General features: G+C 40.4%; 27 protein-coding genes and 1 tRNA gene. 3 read left to right on the forward strand and 25 right to left on the reverse strand.

Annotated features, from left to right (window positions below; genetic code table 11):
- Nucleotides 1-35 precede the first annotated feature (35 nt).
- The 24 genes from rpmD to rpsL form a co-directional block, all read right to left on the reverse strand.
- Nucleotides 36-215, reverse strand: a complete 180-nt coding sequence (gene rpmD / locus IGI52_RS13080) for a 50S ribosomal protein L30 (protein ID WP_010747202.1) — start codon at nt 213-215, stop codon at nt 36-38.
- Between the two features lie 14 nt (nt 216-229).
- Complete coding sequence (gene rpsE / locus IGI52_RS13085; RefSeq protein WP_010747203.1) at nt 230-730, reverse strand: 30S ribosomal protein S5; 501 nt, start codon at nt 728-730, stop codon at nt 230-232.
- A 20-nt stretch (nt 731-750) separates the two neighbouring features.
- Complete coding sequence (gene rplR, locus IGI52_RS13090; RefSeq protein WP_016179479.1) at nt 751-1,107, reverse strand: 50S ribosomal protein L18; 357 nt, start codon at nt 1,105-1,107, stop codon at nt 751-753.
- Between the two features lie 52 nt (nt 1,108-1,159).
- Nucleotides 1,160-1,696, reverse strand: a complete 537-nt coding sequence (gene rplF, locus IGI52_RS13095; protein WP_048717845.1) for a 50S ribosomal protein L6 — start codon at nt 1,694-1,696, stop codon at nt 1,160-1,162.
- A gap of 31 nt (nt 1,697-1,727) precedes the next feature.
- Nucleotides 1,728-2,126: a 30S ribosomal protein S8 gene (gene rpsH / locus IGI52_RS13100; protein ID WP_016179477.1), complete on the reverse strand. Its 399-nt coding sequence runs from the start codon at nt 2,124-2,126 to the stop codon at nt 1,728-1,730.
- A 32-nt stretch (nt 2,127-2,158) separates the two neighbouring features.
- The gene (locus IGI52_RS13105) at nt 2,159-2,344 is read right to left on the reverse strand and encodes a type Z 30S ribosomal protein S14 (protein WP_028020384.1); all 186 of its coding nucleotides are present in this window, start codon (nt 2,342-2,344) and stop codon (nt 2,159-2,161) included.
- 17 nt (nt 2,345-2,361) lie between these two features.
- The gene (gene rplE, locus IGI52_RS13110; RefSeq protein WP_010742762.1) at nt 2,362-2,901 is read right to left on the reverse strand and encodes a 50S ribosomal protein L5; all 540 of its coding nucleotides are present in this window, start codon (nt 2,899-2,901) and stop codon (nt 2,362-2,364) included.
- Between the two features lie 26 nt (nt 2,902-2,927).
- Nucleotides 2,928-3,239 carry a 50S ribosomal protein L24 gene (gene rplX / locus IGI52_RS13115; protein WP_016179476.1) on the reverse strand — a complete coding sequence of 104 codons (312 nt, stop codon included), beginning with the start codon at nt 3,237-3,239 and terminating at the stop codon, nt 2,928-2,930.
- Between the two features lie 35 nt (nt 3,240-3,274).
- Nucleotides 3,275-3,643, reverse strand: coding sequence for a 50S ribosomal protein L14 (gene rplN, locus IGI52_RS13120; RefSeq protein ID WP_010742760.1), 369 nt, complete (start codon nt 3,641-3,643; stop codon nt 3,275-3,277).
- A gap of 55 nt (nt 3,644-3,698) precedes the next feature.
- Nucleotides 3,699-3,965 (reverse strand): 30S ribosomal protein S17, encoded by a 267-nt coding sequence (gene rpsQ / locus IGI52_RS13125; protein WP_010742759.1) that lies wholly within the window; start codon nt 3,963-3,965, stop codon nt 3,699-3,701.
- 21 nt (nt 3,966-3,986) lie between these two features.
- A complete protein-coding gene (rpmC, locus tag IGI52_RS13130) occupies nt 3,987-4,178 on the reverse strand; it encodes a 50S ribosomal protein L29 (RefSeq protein WP_010747210.1) in 192 nt (63 codons plus the stop codon).
- A complete protein-coding gene (gene rplP / locus IGI52_RS13135; protein WP_010747211.1) occupies nt 4,168-4,602 on the reverse strand; it encodes a 50S ribosomal protein L16 in 435 nt (144 codons plus the stop codon). Before rplP ends, rpmC begins: the two co-directional genes overlap by 11 nt.
- A 2-nt stretch (nt 4,603-4,604) precedes the next feature.
- Nucleotides 4,605-5,261: a 30S ribosomal protein S3 gene (rpsC, locus tag IGI52_RS13140; RefSeq protein ID WP_010747212.1), complete on the reverse strand. Its 657-nt coding sequence runs from the start codon at nt 5,259-5,261 to the stop codon at nt 4,605-4,607.
- A 13-nt stretch (nt 5,262-5,274) separates the two neighbouring features.
- Nucleotides 5,275-5,622: a 50S ribosomal protein L22 gene (gene rplV / locus IGI52_RS13145; protein ID WP_010742755.1), complete on the reverse strand. Its 348-nt coding sequence runs from the start codon at nt 5,620-5,622 to the stop codon at nt 5,275-5,277.
- A gap of 21 nt (nt 5,623-5,643) precedes the next feature.
- On the reverse strand, nt 5,644-5,922 hold the full coding sequence (gene rpsS / locus IGI52_RS13150; RefSeq protein WP_049220104.1) for a 30S ribosomal protein S19: 279 nt from the start codon (nt 5,920-5,922) through the stop codon (nt 5,644-5,646).
- Nucleotides 5,923-5,964: 42 nt separating this feature from the next.
- Nucleotides 5,965-6,798 carry a 50S ribosomal protein L2 gene (rplB, locus tag IGI52_RS13155; RefSeq protein ID WP_016179474.1) on the reverse strand — a complete coding sequence of 278 codons (834 nt, stop codon included), beginning with the start codon at nt 6,796-6,798 and terminating at the stop codon, nt 5,965-5,967.
- Between the two features lie 39 nt (nt 6,799-6,837).
- A complete protein-coding gene (locus IGI52_RS13160) occupies nt 6,838-7,125 on the reverse strand; it encodes a 50S ribosomal protein L23 (protein ID WP_048717840.1) in 288 nt (95 codons plus the stop codon).
- Entirely contained in the window at nt 7,125-7,748 is a 624-nt protein-coding gene (gene rplD, locus IGI52_RS13165; RefSeq protein ID WP_048717838.1) for a 50S ribosomal protein L4, read from the reverse strand. Before rplD ends, IGI52_RS13160 begins: the two co-directional genes overlap by 1 nt.
- A 28-nt stretch (nt 7,749-7,776) precedes the next feature.
- Nucleotides 7,777-8,406: a 50S ribosomal protein L3 gene (gene rplC / locus IGI52_RS13170; RefSeq protein ID WP_016179472.1), complete on the reverse strand. Its 630-nt coding sequence runs from the start codon at nt 8,404-8,406 to the stop codon at nt 7,777-7,779.
- Between the two features lie 22 nt (nt 8,407-8,428).
- On the reverse strand, nt 8,429-8,737 hold the full coding sequence (gene rpsJ, locus IGI52_RS13175; RefSeq protein ID WP_010756438.1) for a 30S ribosomal protein S10: 309 nt from the start codon (nt 8,735-8,737) through the stop codon (nt 8,429-8,431).
- A 394-nt stretch (nt 8,738-9,131) separates the two neighbouring features.
- Complete coding sequence (gene tuf, locus IGI52_RS13180; RefSeq protein ID WP_016179470.1) at nt 9,132-10,319, reverse strand: elongation factor Tu; 1,188 nt, start codon at nt 10,317-10,319, stop codon at nt 9,132-9,134.
- A 164-nt stretch (nt 10,320-10,483) separates the two neighbouring features.
- On the reverse strand, nt 10,484-12,568 hold the full coding sequence (gene fusA / locus IGI52_RS13185; protein ID WP_016179469.1) for an elongation factor G: 2,085 nt from the start codon (nt 12,566-12,568) through the stop codon (nt 10,484-10,486).
- A gap of 80 nt (nt 12,569-12,648) precedes the next feature.
- Complete coding sequence (rpsG, locus tag IGI52_RS13190; RefSeq protein ID WP_016179468.1) at nt 12,649-13,119, reverse strand: 30S ribosomal protein S7; 471 nt, start codon at nt 13,117-13,119, stop codon at nt 12,649-12,651.
- Between the two features lie 44 nt (nt 13,120-13,163).
- A complete protein-coding gene (gene rpsL / locus IGI52_RS13195; protein ID WP_010742744.1) occupies nt 13,164-13,577 on the reverse strand; it encodes a 30S ribosomal protein S12 in 414 nt (137 codons plus the stop codon).
- Nucleotides 13,578-13,987: 410 nt separating this feature from the next.
- Here rpsL and rpiA point away from each other — a divergent pair, with 410 nt between their 5' ends.
- The 3 genes from rpiA to IGI52_RS13210 all read left to right on the forward strand — a co-directional run bounded on the left by rpiA (nt 13,988) and on the right by IGI52_RS13210 (nt 15,667).
- Entirely contained in the window at nt 13,988-14,668 is a 681-nt protein-coding gene (gene rpiA / locus IGI52_RS13200; RefSeq protein ID WP_048717833.1) for a ribose-5-phosphate isomerase RpiA, read from the forward strand.
- Nucleotides 14,669-14,794: 126 nt separating this feature from the next.
- On the forward strand, nt 14,795-15,481 hold the full coding sequence (locus tag IGI52_RS13205; protein WP_016179466.1) for a 2,3-diphosphoglycerate-dependent phosphoglycerate mutase: 687 nt from the start codon (nt 14,795-14,797) through the stop codon (nt 15,479-15,481).
- A gap of 102 nt (nt 15,482-15,583) precedes the next feature.
- A tRNA-Leu gene (locus tag IGI52_RS13210) sits at nt 15,584-15,667 on the forward strand.
- Nucleotides 15,668-15,716: 49 nt separating this feature from the next.
- Here the strand turns inward: IGI52_RS13210 and udk are convergent.
- Complete coding sequence (udk, locus tag IGI52_RS13215; protein WP_311922371.1) at nt 15,717-16,343, reverse strand: uridine kinase; 627 nt, start codon at nt 16,341-16,343, stop codon at nt 15,717-15,719.
- Nucleotides 16,344-16,374: the final 31 nt, after the last annotated feature.

Below are 16,374 nucleotides of genomic sequence, written 5' to 3' on the forward strand. Positions count from 1 at the left end.
TGGCACCTCCTTAGATTTTAATCATCATTGTCTTATTAAACTTCTTCTACGTCCACTAAATGAGACACTGTATTAACCATACCTTTGATTGCATCATTGGCTGGTTTAACAACTGTGCTATTCATTTTTTTTAGACCCAACGCTTTAACAGTGTCACGTTGGTTTTGAGGACGTCCGATAATACTGCGTTTTAAAGTAATTTTTAATTCAGCCATTTCATTCGTCCTCCTTAATTAGCTAAGTTTTCAACAGAGATGCCGCGTAATTGCGCTACTTCTTCTGCTTTTTTCAATTGAGTCAAGCCTTCAACAGTTGCACGAACAACGTTGATCGGTGTATTTGAACCTAAAGATTTAGAAGTTACATCGGCAACCCCAGCTAATTCCAAGACGGCACGAACTGGTCCACCAGCGGCAACTCCAGAACCTTCAACGGCTGGTTTCATTAAGATACGTCCGCCGCCGAATACACCAATAACTTCGTGAGGAAGTGTAGTTCCTACCATTGGTACTTCGACTAGGTTTTTCTTAGCGTCTTCGATTGCTTTACGAATTGCTTCAGGTACTTCTTGAGCTTTACCAGTACCAAAGCCTACGTGACCGTTTTTGTCACCAACAACTACTAGTGCTGCGAAACGTAGACGACGTCCACCTTTAACAACTTTAGTAACACGGTTGATCGCTACAACGCGGTCTTCTAATTCCAAATGTTTTGGATCGATATAAACCATGAATGGTGTTCCTCCTTCTCCTAAAATTCTAGTCCATTTTCGCGTGCTGCTTCAGCTAAAGCTGCTACACGGCCATGGTAAAGGTATCCACCACGGTCAAAGACTACTTTCTTAATACCTTTTTCTGAAGCACGTTCTGCTACTAATTTCCCAACAGCTTGTGCTTGTTCAGTTTTTGTTCCACCTGAAATTTCTTTATCCAAGGCAGAGGCACTTGCTAGCGTCACACCCGCTACGTCATCAATGATTTGCGCGTAGATGTTCTTGTTAGAACGAAAAACGTTCAAGCGTGGGCACTCAGCAGTACCAGAGATTTTTCCGCGAACGCGCATGTGGCGTTTTTGGCGTGTTTTATTCTTATCTGGTTTTGTAATCACAATTGTCACCTCTTTAATTAAGCTGGCCTAAGCCGCGTGTAGGGTCAACCTACTATTTACCAGTTTTACCTTCTTTACGACGTACGTATTCGCCAACATAACGAACACCTTTGCCTTTATAAGGTTCTGGCGGACGAGTTCCGCGGATTTTCGCAGCTAATTCGCCTACTACTTCTTTGTTAGATCCTTTAACAACAATTTGAGTGTTTGAAGGAACTTCGATCGTAACACCTTCTGGAGCTACCATTTCAACTGGATGTGAGTAACCAACGTTCAATACAAGTTTTGATCCTTGTAATTGTGCACGGTACCCAACCCCGATTAATTCTAATGCTTTTTGGAACCCTTCTGAAACACCAACAACCATGTTATTGAAGTTTGCACGAGTTGTTCCGTGGATTGTTTTCATTTCTTTGCTGTCATCTGGACGCGTGAATGTTACTTCGTTTCCTTCGATGTTCATTTTGATATCAGAAGAAAAAGTACGAGTTAATTCACCTTTAGGTCCTTTAACAGTTACTTCGTTTCCTTTTTGAGTTACTTCAACTCCTGCAGGTAAAACGACAACTTTATTACCAATACGGCTCACTTAAAGACACCTCCTCATGGATTGTTTGATCTTACCAAACGTAAGCTAGCACTTCGCCGCCGACGTTTTTACCTCTAGCTTCTTTGTCAGTTACTAAACCTTCAGAAGTAGAGATGATTGCGATACCTAAACCGTTTAATACTTTTGGTACTTCGTCAGCTTTGACATAAGCACGCAAGCCTGGTTTAGAAATACGTTTTAAGTTCGTGATAACACGTTCGTCATTTTTACCGTATTTAAGGAAAACACGGATCATGCCTTGTTTGTCATCTTCGATATATTCAACATCACGTACGAAACCTTCACGTTTAAGGATTTCGGCGATGTCACGTTTGATTTTTGAAGCAGGTACTTCTACTGTGTCGTGTTTTACCATGTTGGCATTACGAATACGAGTTAGAAAATCTGCAATTGGATCTGTCATGACCATTGAACTGTTTACCTCCTTTATGCGAGTTTATTTTACCAGCTAGCTTTCTTCACGCCGGGAATTTGACCTTTGTAGGCAAGTTCGCGGAAGCAAATACGGCAAAGATGAAATTTACGATAAACTGAATGTGGACGTCCGCAACGTTCGCAGCGAGTATATTCTTGCGTTGAATGTTTAGCTGGGCGTTTATTTTTAGCAATCATTGATTTTTTAGCCAATTTTTTCGCCTCCTTGATTATTTTTGGAATGGCATTCCAAGTTGTGTTAATAATTCGCGAGATTCTTCGTCTGTTTTAGCAGTTGTTACTACAACGATATCCATACCACGGACTTTATCAACTAAATCATAATCTACTTCAGGGAAGATCAATTGTTCTTTGACACCTAAAGTAAAGTTACCACGGCCATCAAAGGATTTTTTGCTTACTCCGTGGAAGTCACGTACACGTGGAAGTGATACAGACACTAATTTATCTAAGAATTCATACATTCTTTCTCCACGTAGTGTTACTTTCGCACCGATAGGCATTCCTTCACGTAAACGGAAACCAGCGATTGATTTTTTAGCTTTAGTGATGATTGGTTTTTGACCAGAAATCAATGCTAATTCTTCAACAGCTTTGTCTAAGTTTTTTGCGTTTGATACCGCATCACCAACACCCATGTTGATGACAATTTTCTCAACTTTAGGAACTTCCATAACTGAATCATAGTTAAATTTTTCCATCAAAGATGGTGTAATTTCACTTACAAATTTTTCTTTTAGGCGGTTCATCTATAAGATCCTCCTTCCTTGTTTAATTATTTATCTAGAGCTTCGCCGGTTTTCTTAGAAACGCGGACTTTCTTTCCGTCAACCACTTTGTAGCCAACGCGTGTCGCTTCTCCATTTGAAGGGTCGATCACCATTACATTAGAAGCATGAATTGGTGCTTCTACCTCAACGATTCCGCCTTGAGGGGCTTCTTGAGAGGCTTTCTTATGTTTCTTTACGATATTGACGCCTTCAACAACGACTTTGTCTTTTTTAGGAAGGGCTTCTAATACTACGCCTTCTTTATTTCTGTCTTTACCAGAGATAACTTTTACTTTATCGCCTTTTTTAACGAACATTACTGTTGCGCACCTCCTTTGGTTGAATCTTTCGATTATAATACTTCCGGTGCCAATGAAACGATCTTCATGAAGTTGCCTTCGCGTAGTTCACGAGCGACAGGTCCGAAGATACGTGTTCCTCTTGGGCTCTTGTCATCACGAATGATAACAGCTGCATTTTCATCAAATTTGATATAAGAACCGTCAGTACGACGAGCGCCTGATTTAGTCCGAACGATAACGGCTTTAACAACGTCACCTTTTTTGACAACACCACCTGGCGTTGCTTGTTTAACCGTAGCAACAATCACATCACCGATATTTGCAGTTTTGCGACCAGATCCGCCAAGAACTTTAATAGTTAAAATTTCACGAGCGCCTGAGTTGTCCGCGATTTTTAAACGGCTTTCTGCTTGGATCACTTGTGTATCCTCCTTTCAGATTTAAGAAACATCTATATAGGAAAATCTCGTGTGATTAGATAATCACTGCTTTTTCAACGATTTCAACCAGACGGAAACGTTTGGTAGCTGATAATGGACGAGTTTCCATAATTTTCACGATATCGCCAATTTTTGCTTCATTGTTTTCATCGTGAGCTTTGTATTTTTTAGAATATTTCATACGTTTACCGTAGATTGGATGGTTCTTTTTGGTTTCAACGACAACAGTGATCGTTTTGTCCATTTTGTCTGATACCACACGTCCTTGATAAACCTTACGTTGATTTCTTTCTTCAGTCATACTGGAAATGGCCTCCTTCCACTATTTGTCAGCTTGTTCACGCAACACAGTTTTGATGCGTGCAATCGATTTACGTACTTCTTTAATACGTGCAGTGTTTTCTAATTGACCTGTTGCTAATTGGAATCTAAGATTGAACAATTCTTCTTTTAATTGTTTTTCTTGATCTAGCATTTCGGCAGTGGTTAATTCTCTGATTTCTTTAACCTTCATTCGATTCACCACCCATTTCCTCACGTTTTACGATCTTAGTCTTCATTGGTAATTTGTGAGAAGCAAGACGTAATGCTTCACGAGCAACTTCTTCAGGAACGCCGGCGATTTCAAACATGATCTTACCGCGTTTAACTGGTGAAACCCAGCCTTCAGGAGCACCTTTACCAGATCCCATACGTACACCAATTGCTTTGGCAGTATAAGATTTGTGAGGGAAAATTTTAATCCATACTTTCCCACCACGTTTCATGTAACGAGTCATTGCAATACGGGCAGCTTCGATTTGGCGGTTAGTGATCCAATGTGAATCAACAGCTTGTAAGCCGTATTCTCCAAATGCGATTTCTTTACCACCTTTAGCTTCCCCACGCATTTTTCCGCGGAATTCACGACGGTGTTTTACACGTTTAGGTACTAACATGATTATTTCCCTCCTTTCTCAGTGTTTTTCTTTGTAGGAAGAATTTCTCCACGATAAATCCACACTTTAACTCCTAGTTTTCCGTATGTTGTATCTGCTTCTTCCCATGCGTAGTCGATATCGGCACGCAATGTATGAAGAGGAACTGTTCCTTCAGAGTATCCTTCTGAACGAGCGATATCCGCACCATTCAAACGACCAGATACTTGAGTTTTAATTCCTTTAGCGCCTGAACGCATAGTGCGTTGGATCGCTTGTTTTTGTGCGCGACGGAAAGCAACACGGTTTTCTAATTGACGTGCGATTCCTTCTCCGACTAATTTTGCATCTAAATCTGGTTTTTTGATTTCAACGATGTTGATGTGAACTCGTTTACCAGTTAATTTATTTAATTCTTTTCTTAGGCTCTCAACTTCAGATCCGCCTTTACCGATAACCATACCAGGTTTAGCTGTGTGGATTGAAATGTTTACGCGGTTTGCAGCGCGTTCGATTTCAACAGTTGACACAGCGGCATCAGCAAGTTTCGTTGCGATGAACTTACGGATTCTCAAATCTTCGTGTAAAAATTCAGCATACTCTTTTTCAGCATACCATTTAGCATCCCACTCACGGATGATGCCTACACGCATTCCAATAGGATTTACTTTTTGACCCACTGATTATCCCTCCTTATTTTTCTGATACCACAACGGTAATATGACTTGTACGTTTATTGATTGGTGAAGCTGAACCTTTTGCACGTGGACGGAAACGTTTCATTGTTGGTCCCTCGTTAACAAATGCTTCAGAAACTACCAAATTTTCAACATCTAAGTCAAAGTTGTTTTCTGCGTTAGCAACTGCTGACATCATTACTTTTTCAATGATTCCTGCAGATTTGTTTGGTGTGAATTTCAAGATTGAAATTGCTTCTGCTACGCTTTTTCCTCTAATAAGATCGATTACTAAACGTGCTTTACGAGGAGAAGTGCGAACTGTTTTCGCAGTTGCCTTAGCTGATGTAATTTGTTCTGCCATGTTAATATCCTCCCCTCAAAATTAACGTCTTGTTTTCTTATCGTCGGCGGCATGTCCACGATAAGTTCTTGATGGTGCAAATTCACCTAATTTATGTCCTACCATGTCTTCTTGGATGTAAACTGGCACATGTTTGCGTCCGTCATAAACAGCAATAGTAAATCCTACAAAATCAGGAAAAATTGTTGAGCGACGAGACCAAGTTTTAATAACTTTTTTCTTTTCAACACCTTGTTGTGCTTCGATCTTCTTCATCAAATGATCATCAGCGAAAGGTCCTTTTTTCAAACTACGACCCATGGTGTACCTCCTCTCAAAATATGCGACACATAGTCAATGATTTTATTTAGTCTTACGACGACGTACAATAAGCTTGTCTGAAGCAGCTTTCTTGTTACGAGTTTTGTAACCCAATGCAGGTTGTCCCCATGGAGATACTGGAGCCTTACGTCCGACTGGAGCTTTACCTTCACCACCACCGTGTGGGTGATCGTTAGGGTTCATTACGCTACCACGTACAGTTGGGCGTTTACGCATCCAACGAGAACGTCCAGCTTTACCGATGTTAATCAATTCATGTTGTTCGTTACCAACAGAACCGATAGTAGCACGGCAAGTAGCTAAGATCATACGAACTTCGCCAGAGTTTAAACGTACTAATACGTATTTTCCTTCTTTACCAAGTACTTGAGCACTTGTACCAGCTGAACGGATCAATTGTCCGCCTTTACCAGGTTTCATTTCAATATTGTGGATTACAGTACCGACTGGAATATTTTCTAGTGGTAATGCATTCCCGATTTTAATATCTGCATCTGCTCCAGATACGATTGTCATGCCAACTTCTAAGCCTTTAGGGGCTAAGATGTATGCTTTCACTCCGTCTGAATAATGAACTAATGCAATGTTTGCTGAGCGGTTTGGATCGTATTCGATCGTTTGAACTGTAGCAACCACGTTATCTTTATTACGTTTAAAGTCGATAACACGATATTGACGTTTATGTCCGCCACCTTGATGACGTACAGTGATGCGACCGTTGTTGTTACGACCGGCGTTGTTTTTCAATGGTTGTAATAACGTCTTTTCAGGCGTTGAAGTAGTGATTTCAGCGAAATCAGAACTTGTCATATTACGACGGCCATTTGAGGTAGGTTTGTACTTTTTAATCGCCACGTCTAGTTTCCCTCCTATTTACTAGTGATTTTTTAACGCTTATTCAGCGTCAAAAATTTGGATTTCTTTTGAATCTTCAGTTAAAGTCACAACAGCTTTGCGACGTTTTTTAGTGAAGCCTTGGTATTTACCCATACGTTTTGCTTTTGGTTTAGCATTCATAATGTTTACATTCTTAACTTTAACGTCGAAAGCAGCTTCAACCGCTTGTTTGACTAAAGTTTTGTTTGCGCGAGTGTCCACTTCGAAAGTGTATTTCTTTTCATCCATGTCTAACATAGATTTTTCAGTGATCACTGGGCGTTTAATTACGTCTAGTAAGTTCATTATGCAAGCACCTCCTCAATTTGAGTAAGAGCAGTTTGCGTTGCTAAGATTTTGTCATTAGCGACTACATCTAATACAGTAACGTTGTCTGAAGTAGTAACAGTTACGTTTGCTAAGTTACGAGCAGCTAAGCCTGCAACTTCGTTTCCTGTTTCCAATACAACCAATACTTTAGAATCAATAGACAAGCTAGTTAAAACTTGTTTGAATTCTTTTGTTTTAGGTGCGTCAAAGCTTAAAGCATCAACAGCAACCAAGTTATTTTCAGCAACTTTTTCTGATAAAACAGATTTAATTGCTAAGCGACGAACTTTTTTAGGAAGTTTGTAGCTGTATGAACGTGGTGTAGGTCCGAAAACAACGCCACCCCCACGCCATTGTGGTGAACGGATAGAACCTTGACGAGCACGTCCAGTTCCTTTTTGACGCCATGGCTTGCGACCACCGCCACGAACTGCGCTACGATTTTTCACAGCGTGTGTTCCTTGTCTCAATGAAGCGCGTTGCATAACGATTGCATCGTAAACAACACTTTCATTTGGTTCAATTCCGAAGATTTCTTCATTTAAAGTGATGTCACCATTTTGTGTTCCATCTTGTTTGAATAATGCTACAGTTGGCATTCCTTAGTTCCTCCTTTCCTCTAACTAATTATTTAGCTTTCACAGCTGATTTGATAGTAATTAAAGATTTTTTAGCTCCAGGAACATTTCCTTTTACTAAGATAACATTGCGGTCAGCGTCAACACGTACAATTTCAAGATTTTGAATCGTTACGCGATTGCCACCCATACGACCAGCAAGTTTTTTATTTTTAAATACGCGGTTTGGTGCAACAGGACCCATAGATCCAGGACGACGATGGTAACGAGATCCGTGTGCCATTGGGCCGCGGCTTTGTCCGTGACGTTTGATAACGCCTTGGAATCCTTTACCCTTAGTCGTTCCGGTAACATCAATGATGTCTCCAGCTTGGAAAGTATCAACTTTCACTTCTTTACCTACTTCATAGTCTCCTAGCTCAACATCTTTGAATTCTCGAATGAAGCGCTTAGGAGCCGTGTTTGCTTTTGCAACATGACCTTTCGCAGGTTTGTTAGACAAAACTTCACGCATATCTTGGTAACCTAATTGAACAGCTTCGTAGCCATCGTTTTCCATTGTTTTTACTTGTAAAACAATGTTTGGAGTAGCTTCGATAACAGTAACTGGAATAAGTTCGCCAGATTCAGTGAAGATTTGAGTCATTCCCACTTTTTTCCCTAAGATTCCTTTGGTCATGATTACACCTCCATCTTCTTAATTATAGTTTGATTTCAATATTCACACCTGATGGTAAGTCAAGCTTCATTAAAGCATCAACTGTCTTCGGTGTTGGGTTCACAATGTCAATTAGACGTTTGTGAGTACGCATTTCGAATTGTTCGCGTGAATCTTTGTATTTGTGAGTCGCACGGATTACAGTGTAAAGACTGCGTTCAGTTGGTAATGGAATTGGACCAGATACGCTAGCTCCAGTTCTCTTTGCAGTTTCCACGATTTTATCCGCTGATTGATCTAAAATACCATGTTCATACGCTTTTAAACGGATACGAATTTTTTGTTTTGCCATCTTGTTCCCTCCTTCGCCTATTTTAAAAGTAGACATAGCTCCACGAAAATCTCCGTCACGCTCGTTCGTGGCAAAGCGTCCGGGCGTGTCGCAACCTCTCGTTTCAAAGCCGACGGATTCTTTTCAGAACCCCCCAGTGATATTTACACTCCTGCAAACAGCACCTTTATGATTATATTACATGGGACCTATGATTGCAAGGATTTTCTAAAGTTTTTAGGATTTTCTGTTTTGTTTTCAGAAAGTTTAATCTTTTAAACAGAATAAAAGTTTTCTTCTATATAAAAACAGCAATGTATCCCTCTCGCGACCAATGAATAATCCTAAAAAAGAGTCACCGATAATCGGTGACTCTTTTACGTCCGAGCATAATAAATTTGAATTGTAAGGTTGATTAAGCTTTGATTGAAGTTACAACGCCTGAACCAACTGTACGTCCGCCTTCACGAATAGAGAAACGAGTTCCGTCTTCGATCGCGATTGGGTGGATTAATTCAACTTCCATAGTTACGTTATCACCAGGCATTACCATTTCAGTACCTTCTGGTAGATCAACTACACCAGTTACGTCAGTTGTACGGAAGTAGAACTGAGGACGGTAGTTAGTGAAGAATGGAGTATGACGTCCACCTTCTTCTTTAGTTAGAACGTAAACTTCTGCAGAGAATTTTGTATGTGGAGTGATTGAAGCTGGTTTAGCCAATACTTGTCCACGTTGGATATCTTCACGTGCAACACCACGTAACAAAGCACCGATGTTATCGCCTGCTTCAGCGTAGTCTAACAATTTACGGAACATTTCAACACCTGTAACAGTTGTTTTAGCAGTTTCGTCAGCGATACCTACGATTTCAACTTCGTCACCAACGCGAACTTGTCCACGTTCAACACGACCAGTTGCAACAGTACCACGACCAGTGATTGAGAATACGTCTTCGACTGGCATCATGAATGGTTTGTCAGTATCACGAACTGGTGTTGGGATATATTCGTCAACAGCAGCCATTAATTCTAAGATTTTTTCTTCGTATGAAGCGTCGCCTTCTAAAGCTTTCAAAGCTGAACCTGCGATAACTGGAGTGTCGTCGCCTGGGAAGTCGTATTCAGTTAATAAGTCACGAACTTCCATTTCAACTAATTCAAGTAATTCTTCATCGTCAACCATATCCATTTTGTTTAAGAATACAACGATGTAAGGAACACCAACGTTACGAGATAACAAGATGTGTTCACGAGTTTGAGGCATAGGGCCATCAGCAGCAGATACTACTAAGATAGCTCCGTCCATTTGAGCAGCACCAGTGATCATGTTTTTAACGTAGTCCGCGTGTCCTGGGCAGTCAACGTGAGCATAGTGACGGTTGTCAGTTTCATACTCAACGTGAGCAGTGTTGATAGTGATTCCGCGTTCGCGTTCTTCAGGAGCTCCGTCGATTTGAGCGTAATCCATAGCTTGCGCTCCGCCTTGTTTAGCAAGTACAGTTGTAATTGCAGCTGTTAAAGTAGTTTTACCATGGTCAACGTGTCCGATAGTACCAATGTTAACATGGGGTTTTGAACGGTCAAATTTTTCTTTAGCCATTTAAAATGTTCCTCCTAAGTAAATGAGTTTAGTTTTTTATCTGATAGGTCCGCATCACAAAAGCGATGCGAGCCCATATCATCAGTTAATTATTTTACATGAAACGTTGTTAAAAATACAGTTCTTTTGGAAAAAGCCGTCAAAAATCAATTGACTTTTAAGAATTATTCAGCTTTACCGCCATTTTTCTTAATGATTTCTTCTTGAACTGATTTCGGTACATCTTCATAGTGGTCAAAGACCATCATAAATGTTCCGCGTCCTTGTGTAGAAGAACGAAGTGTTGTAGCGTAACCAAACATTTCAGCTAACGGCACAATAGCGTTAACGATTTGTGAGTTACCATGTGCTTCCATACCTTCAACACGTCCACGACGAGCAGTTACATGACCCATCACATCACCTAAGTAATCTTCTGGAACAGTAATCGTAACTTTCATCATCGGTTCAAGGATTGATGGATTAGCTTTCTTCGCAGCAGCACGTAGCGCCATAGACGCGGCTACACGGAAGGCCGTTTCATTTGAATCGACATCATGGTAAGAACCATCATAAAGTTTAGCTTTAATATCAACTAACGGGTAGCCAGCTAATACACCATTAGCCATCGCATCTTCTAATCCTTTTTCAACAGCTGGGATGTATTCACGAGGAACCACACCACCGACAATTGCGTTTTCGAATTCGAAGCCAGCACCTTCTTCGTTTGGTGTAAATTCGATCCATACGTGACCGTATTGACCTTTACCACCAGACTGACGTACAAACTTACCTTCCGCATTTGTAGCAGAACGGAATGTTTCACGGTAAGATACTTGAGGCGCACCTACGTTAGCATCTACTTTAAATTCACGACGCATGCGGTCAACCAATACGTCTAAGTGAAGTTCACCCATACCAGCGATTACAGTTTCGCCAGTTTCAACGTTTGTTTCAACGCGGAATGAAGGATCTTCTTCAGCAAGTTTTTGTAAAGCAACACCCATTTTATCTTGGTCAGCTTTTGATTTAGGTTCAACAGCAACTTCGATAACTGGATCAGGGAATTCGATTGATTCAAGGATAACTGGCGCTTTTTCGTCACACAATGTATCCCCAGTTGTTGTGTCTTTCAACCCAACAGCTGCAGCGATATCGCCTGAGTAAACTGTTTCGATTTCTTTACGCGTATTCGCATGCATTTGTAGAATACGTCCGATACGTTCACGTTTACCTTTAGAAGCATTCAATACGTATGAACCAGAATTTAGAACACCTGAGTAAACACGGAAGAATGTTAAACGACCTACGAATGGGTCAGTCATAACTTTAAACGCAAGTGATGAGAATGGAGCAGAATCATCAGCTGGACGTTCCGTTTCTTCGTCTGTTTTAGGATCGAAACCTTTGATCGCAGGTACATCAGTTGGCGCTGGAAGATAGTCAATAACTGCATCCAACATCAATTGAACACCTTTGTTCTTGAAGGCTGAACCACATAGTACTGGGTAGAAGTCTACTGCCAGAGTTGCGTTACGAATTCCTGCTTTCAATTCTTCTTCAGTGATTTCTTCACCTTCCAAGAATTTCATCATTAGGTCTTCATCAGTATCAGCGACTGCTTCAACTAATTTTTCACGCCATTCTTCAGCTTGTTCTTGATATTCAGCAGGAATTTCAGTTTCTTGAATTTCCGTACCTAAATCGTTTGTATAGATTTCAGCTTTCATTTTGACTAAGTCAATAATTCCAGTGAAATCATCTTCCGCACCAATTGGTAATTGGATTGGATGAGCATTTGCTTGCAAACGATCATGTAAAGTGCTTACTGAGTAAAGGAAGTCCGCACCAATTTTGTCCATTTTGTTACAGAATACGATACGTGGAACGCGGTATTCTGTTGCTTGACGCCAAACCGTCTCTGTTTGTGGTTCTACACCTGATTGTGAGTCCAAAACAGTTACTGCACCGTCAAGTACACGTAATGAACGTTGAACTTCGATTGTGAAGTCCACGTGTCCTGGGGTATCAATGATGTTTACGCGGTGACCCTTCCATTGCGCTGTAGTAGCGGCAGATGTGATTGTGATACCACGTTCTTGTTCTTGTTCCATCCAGTCCATTTGAGAAGCGCCTTCATGGGTTTCTCCAATTTTATGAATTTTACCAGTGTAGTATAAAACACGCTCTGTTGTTGTTGTTTTACCAGCGTCAACGTGAGCCATGATACCGATATTACGAGTGTTTTCTAGAGAAAATTCTCTTGCCATTTCTTAGTTTGCTCCTCTCTTAAATTAAATTTAGCGTTGTTTGGTCAGAAATCTGTTGACCTTTGTCAGCAGAAAAAATCTTACCAACGATAATGAGCAAATGCACGGTTGGCTTCCGCCATTTTGTGTGTATCTTCGCGTTTTTTCACAGAAGCACCAGTATTATTAGCAGCATCCATGATTTCTTTTGCTAAGCGTTCTTCCATTGTGTGTTCACCGCGTAAACGTGCGAAATTCACAACCCAACGCAAGCCTAAAGTAGTACGACGCTCTGGACGCACTTCAACGGGAACTTGATAGTTAGAACCCCCAACACGGCGAGCTTTAACTTCTAATACAGGCATAATGTTTTCCATTGCTTGTTCAAAAACTTCCAATGGATCATTTCCTGTTGATTCTTTAATAGTACTAAAAGCGTTGTATACGATATTTGAAGCAGTACCACGTTTGCCGTCAACCATTACACGGTTGATTAAACGAGTTACTAGCTTAGAGTTATACATAGGATCTGGCAAAACATCACGTTTTGCAATCGTTCCTTTACGAGTCATACGTAACTCCTCCTTCCGAAAATATGTCTTATCTATTCGTTTGATTAAGCTTTAGGTTTCTTAGTACCGTATTTAGAACGGCTTTGTTTACGATCGTTAACACCGGCAGTATCTAGTGCGCCACGAACGATATGGTAACGTACCCCTGGCAAGTCTTTTACACGACCACCACGTAATAGAACAACACTATGTTCTTGTAGGTTATGGCCGATACCTGGAATATAAGCTGTTACTTCGATCAAGTTTGACAAACGAACACGAGCATATTTACGCAATGCTGAGTTGGGTTTCTTAGGTGTCATAGTCCCCACACGTGTACAAACTCCACGTTTTTGTGGTGAGTTCACGTTTGTTTGAGCTTTTTTAAAGCTGTTATATCCTTTGTTCAATGCTGGTGAATTTGATTTTTCCACCTTTGATTTACGAGGTTTACGTACTAATTGATTAATTGTAGGCATTCCTTGTTTCCTCCTTCCTCGATCCGCTTTCTAGTACCACACATCCTGGTGGTTCTTTTTCAGCGATAAAAAATAATGCATCCCTGCATTCTCTATCAAGCGTACTTCGACACAGTCAGCACGTCTCTATCGAGAGACCTGTTCACAAAGCACCTTTGATAGCATACCATGATTGATTTTCACTGTCAACAAACTACTTAAAGTTTTTTTCTTCTTTATTAATATCGTATTTTTGTTTTCGAGATGGCTCAAAATAAGAAAAAATTTATTCTTTAAACTATACTCCCTATCACCTGAAGGAAAGCTGTATAAAGCGCATCCACTTTTTTGGTCTTTTTTACTGAAAAGGCTATCTTTTTTCTTTTTTTGCGATTACAATGGACATAACTTAGCAGAAGGTGGGATTTTCAATGAATTTGAAAGAGTTAGTTGGGATCGAGGCAGCAAAGTTTGTCAAAGATGGAATGACCGTTGGATTAGGAACTGGGTCAACAGCTTACTATTTAGTGAAGGAACTTGGGCGTCGAGTAAATGAAGAAGGTTTAAAAATCACTGGTGTCGTGACTTCTTCTAAAACAGAACAACAAGCTAAAGAATTAGGAATTCCGTTAAAAGCAATCGATGATGTAGAATCAGTCGATCTTACTATTGATGGCGCGGATGAAATCAGTGATGATTTCCAAGGAATCAAGGGCGGAGGTGCTGCACTGCTTTTCGAAAAAGTAGTAGCAACTTATTCCAAAGACTGCATCTGGATCGTAGACGAAAGTAAAATGGTCAATAAATTGGGAAACTTTCCCTTACCAGTCGAAGTAGTGCCCTTTGGTAGTCACAATGTCTTCCGTTTATTTGAATCAAAGGGATATAAACCAACATGGCGGATGACTGACTCCAACGAACTTTTAACAACAGATGGCGGACATTATATCATTGATCTACATCTAGAGGTTATCGAAGATCCTCACGCCTTAGCAGCAGAACTGGATAAGTGCGTCGGGGTAGTTGAGCATGGATTGTTTATTGATATGATCTCACGCGTAATCGTCGGGACACCAGAAGGTCCAAAAACTTTGGAAGTTCCAAAGAAATAATAAAAAATCCTTGTAAAGCTTGTGTTTTGATAAAAAACACACTCAATTTAATGGAAATCACGGCAGAAACATTGTACAATGAATCAGGAATTGAAAATTTCAGAAATTTCAAAAGGAGAGAATGTTATGCCAAAATTAGTTTTTTCTCGTCACGGCTTAAGTGAATGGAACAAGTTGAACCAATTTACAGGCTGGGCAGATGTTGATTTGGCTCCAGAAGGTGTCGAAGAAGCAAAAGAAGGCGGACGTAAAATTAAAGAAGCAGGAATTGAATTTGATGTAGCTTATACATCTGTTTTAACTCGTGCAATCAAAACTTGTAACTATATTCTTGAAGAATCTGATCAACTTTGGGTACCAACTGTAAAATCTTGGCGCTTAAATGAACGTCATTATGGTAAATTACAAGGATTGAACAAAAAAGAAACCGCTGAAAAGTATGGTGACGAACAAGTTCATATCTGGCGCCGTTCATACGACGTATTACCTCCATTAATGGAAGCAACTGACGAAGGTTCAGCAGCTCAAGATCGCCGTTACTCTATGTTAGACCCTCGCGATATCCCTGGTGGCGAAAACTTGAAAGTTACTTTGGAACGCGCGTTACCTTTCTGGCAAGACGAAATCGCTCCTGCTTTGAAAGACGGTAAAACTGTTTTAGTTGCTGCACATGGTAACTCTTTACGTGCATTAGCTAAACACATCGAAGGTATTTCTGACGAAGATATCATGGACTTAGAAATTCCTACAGGTCAACCACTTGTTTATGACTTGAACGACGACTTAACAGTTGCTAAAAAATACTACTTATAAAATTTTCTCCCGACTCAATAGCGAGTCGGGTTTTTTGAGACTTATCGACGTTATCTCTGGCACAAAAAAATTTTTGTGCTAAAATAAATAAGTAATTCCCTTGCGGTCGTGGCGGAATTGGCAGACGCGCTAGCTTCAGGCGCTAGTGGTAGCAATACCGTGGAAGTTCGAGTCTTCTCGGCCGCATAACAAATACGTGAAAAGAGCAAAGCAGGAAGTTTCTGCTTTGCTCTTTTTACTCATGATTCAAAAAACTTGCTACTTTAGTTGCAATCAAATCGATCGCTACGTGATTTTCGCCGCCTTCTGGCACGATTATATCCGCATAACGTTTTGTTGGTTCGATAAACTGATGATACATTGGCTTCACCACTGTCAAATATTGATCAATAACCGATTCCAATGTTCTTCCGCGCTCGTTCATGTCACGTTTAATTCGGCGAATAATCCGAATATCATCATCTGTATCTACATAAATTTTGATATCCATTAAATCACGTAAACGTTCATCTTCTAAAATCAGAATCCCCTCTAATATAATGACTTCTTTAGGCTCCTGTACATAAACCTCAGCGCTGCGCGTATGCGCCACATAGTCGTATATTGGCACTTCCACCGATTGATATTTTGTTAAATCCTTTAAATGTTCAATCAATAAATCTGTATCAAACGCAAAAGGATGATCGTAATTTGTCTTTAATCGTTCTTCAAAGCTGATAACGCTTTGGTCTTTGTAATAAGAATCATGCTCCAACATCATAATTGAATGATCGGGAAACCGGTTGTAGATCGCACGGCTAACACTCGTTTTCCCACTACCTGAACCGCCCGTTACACCAATGATGATCGGTTTGTTTTTCATGCAAGTAAAACCTCTTTCGTTTTTCATTAGT

It is taken from the genome of Enterococcus sp. DIV0187 (assembly GCF_051713785.1).
GTDB lineage: Bacteria > Bacillota > Bacilli > Lactobacillales > Enterococcaceae > Enterococcus_A > Enterococcus_A avium.

Coding starts and splice junctions, on each gene's coding strand:
- rpsE (WP_010747203.1), bottom strand. CDS start 730: ATGGTTTATATCGATCCAAAACATTTGGAATTAGAAGACCGCGTTGTA.
- rpiA (WP_048717833.1), top strand. CDS start 13,988: ATGAATTTGAAAGAGTTAGTTGGGATCGAGGCAGCAAAGTTTGTCAAA.
- rplE (WP_010742762.1), bottom strand. CDS start 2,901: ATGAACCGCCTAAAAGAAAAATTTGTAAGTGAAATTACACCATCTTTG.
- rplD (WP_048717838.1), bottom strand. CDS start 7,748: ATGCCAACTGTAGCATTATTCAAACAAGATGGAACACAAAATGGTGAC.
- rpmD (WP_010747202.1), bottom strand. CDS start 215: ATGGCTGAATTAAAAATTACTTTAAAACGCAGTATTATCGGACGTCCT.
- rpmC (WP_010747210.1), bottom strand. CDS start 4,178: ATGAAGGTTAAAGAAATCAGAGAATTAACCACTGCCGAAATGCTAGAT.
- rplP (WP_010747211.1), bottom strand. CDS start 4,602: ATGTTAGTACCTAAACGTGTAAAACACCGTCGTGAATTCCGCGGAAAA.
- udk (WP_311922371.1), bottom strand. CDS start 16,343: ATGAAAAACAAACCGATCATCATTGGTGTAACGGGCGGTTCAGGTAGT.
- fusA (WP_016179469.1), bottom strand. CDS start 12,568: ATGGCAAGAGAATTTTCTCTAGAAAACACTCGTAATATCGGTATCATG.
- rpsS (WP_049220104.1), bottom strand. CDS start 5,922: ATGGGTCGTAGTTTGAAAAAAGGACCTTTCGCTGATGATCATTTGATG.
- rpsG (WP_016179468.1), bottom strand. CDS start 13,119: ATGACTCGTAAAGGAACGATTGCAAAACGTGATGTTTTGCCAGATCCT.
- rplX (WP_016179476.1), bottom strand. CDS start 3,239: ATGTTCGTTAAAAAAGGCGATAAAGTAAAAGTTATCTCTGGTAAAGAC.
- rpsL (WP_010742744.1), bottom strand. CDS start 13,577: ATGCCTACAATTAATCAATTAGTACGTAAACCTCGTAAATCAAAGGTG.
- rpsQ (WP_010742759.1), bottom strand. CDS start 3,965: ATGACTGAAGAAAGAAATCAACGTAAGGTTTATCAAGGACGTGTGGTA.
- rpsJ (WP_010756438.1), bottom strand. CDS start 8,737: ATGGCAAAACAAAAAATTCGTATCCGTTTAAAAGCGTATGAACATGGT.
- rpsH (WP_016179477.1), bottom strand. CDS start 2,126: ATGGTCATGACAGATCCAATTGCAGATTTTCTAACTCGTATTCGTAAT.
- IGI52_RS13205 (WP_016179466.1), top strand. CDS start 14,795: ATGCCAAAATTAGTTTTTTCTCGTCACGGCTTAAGTGAATGGAACAAG.
- rplV (WP_010742755.1), bottom strand. CDS start 5,622: ATGGCAGAACAAATTACATCAGCTAAGGCAACTGCGAAAACAGTTCGC.
- IGI52_RS13160 (WP_048717840.1), bottom strand. CDS start 7,125: ATGAACTTACTAGACGTAATTAAACGCCCAGTGATCACTGAAAAATCT.
- tuf (WP_016179470.1), bottom strand. CDS start 10,319: ATGGCTAAAGAAAAATTTGACCGTTCAAAACCCCATGTTAACATTGGT.
- rplC (WP_016179472.1), bottom strand. CDS start 8,406: ATGACCAAAGGAATCTTAGGGAAAAAAGTGGGAATGACTCAAATCTTC.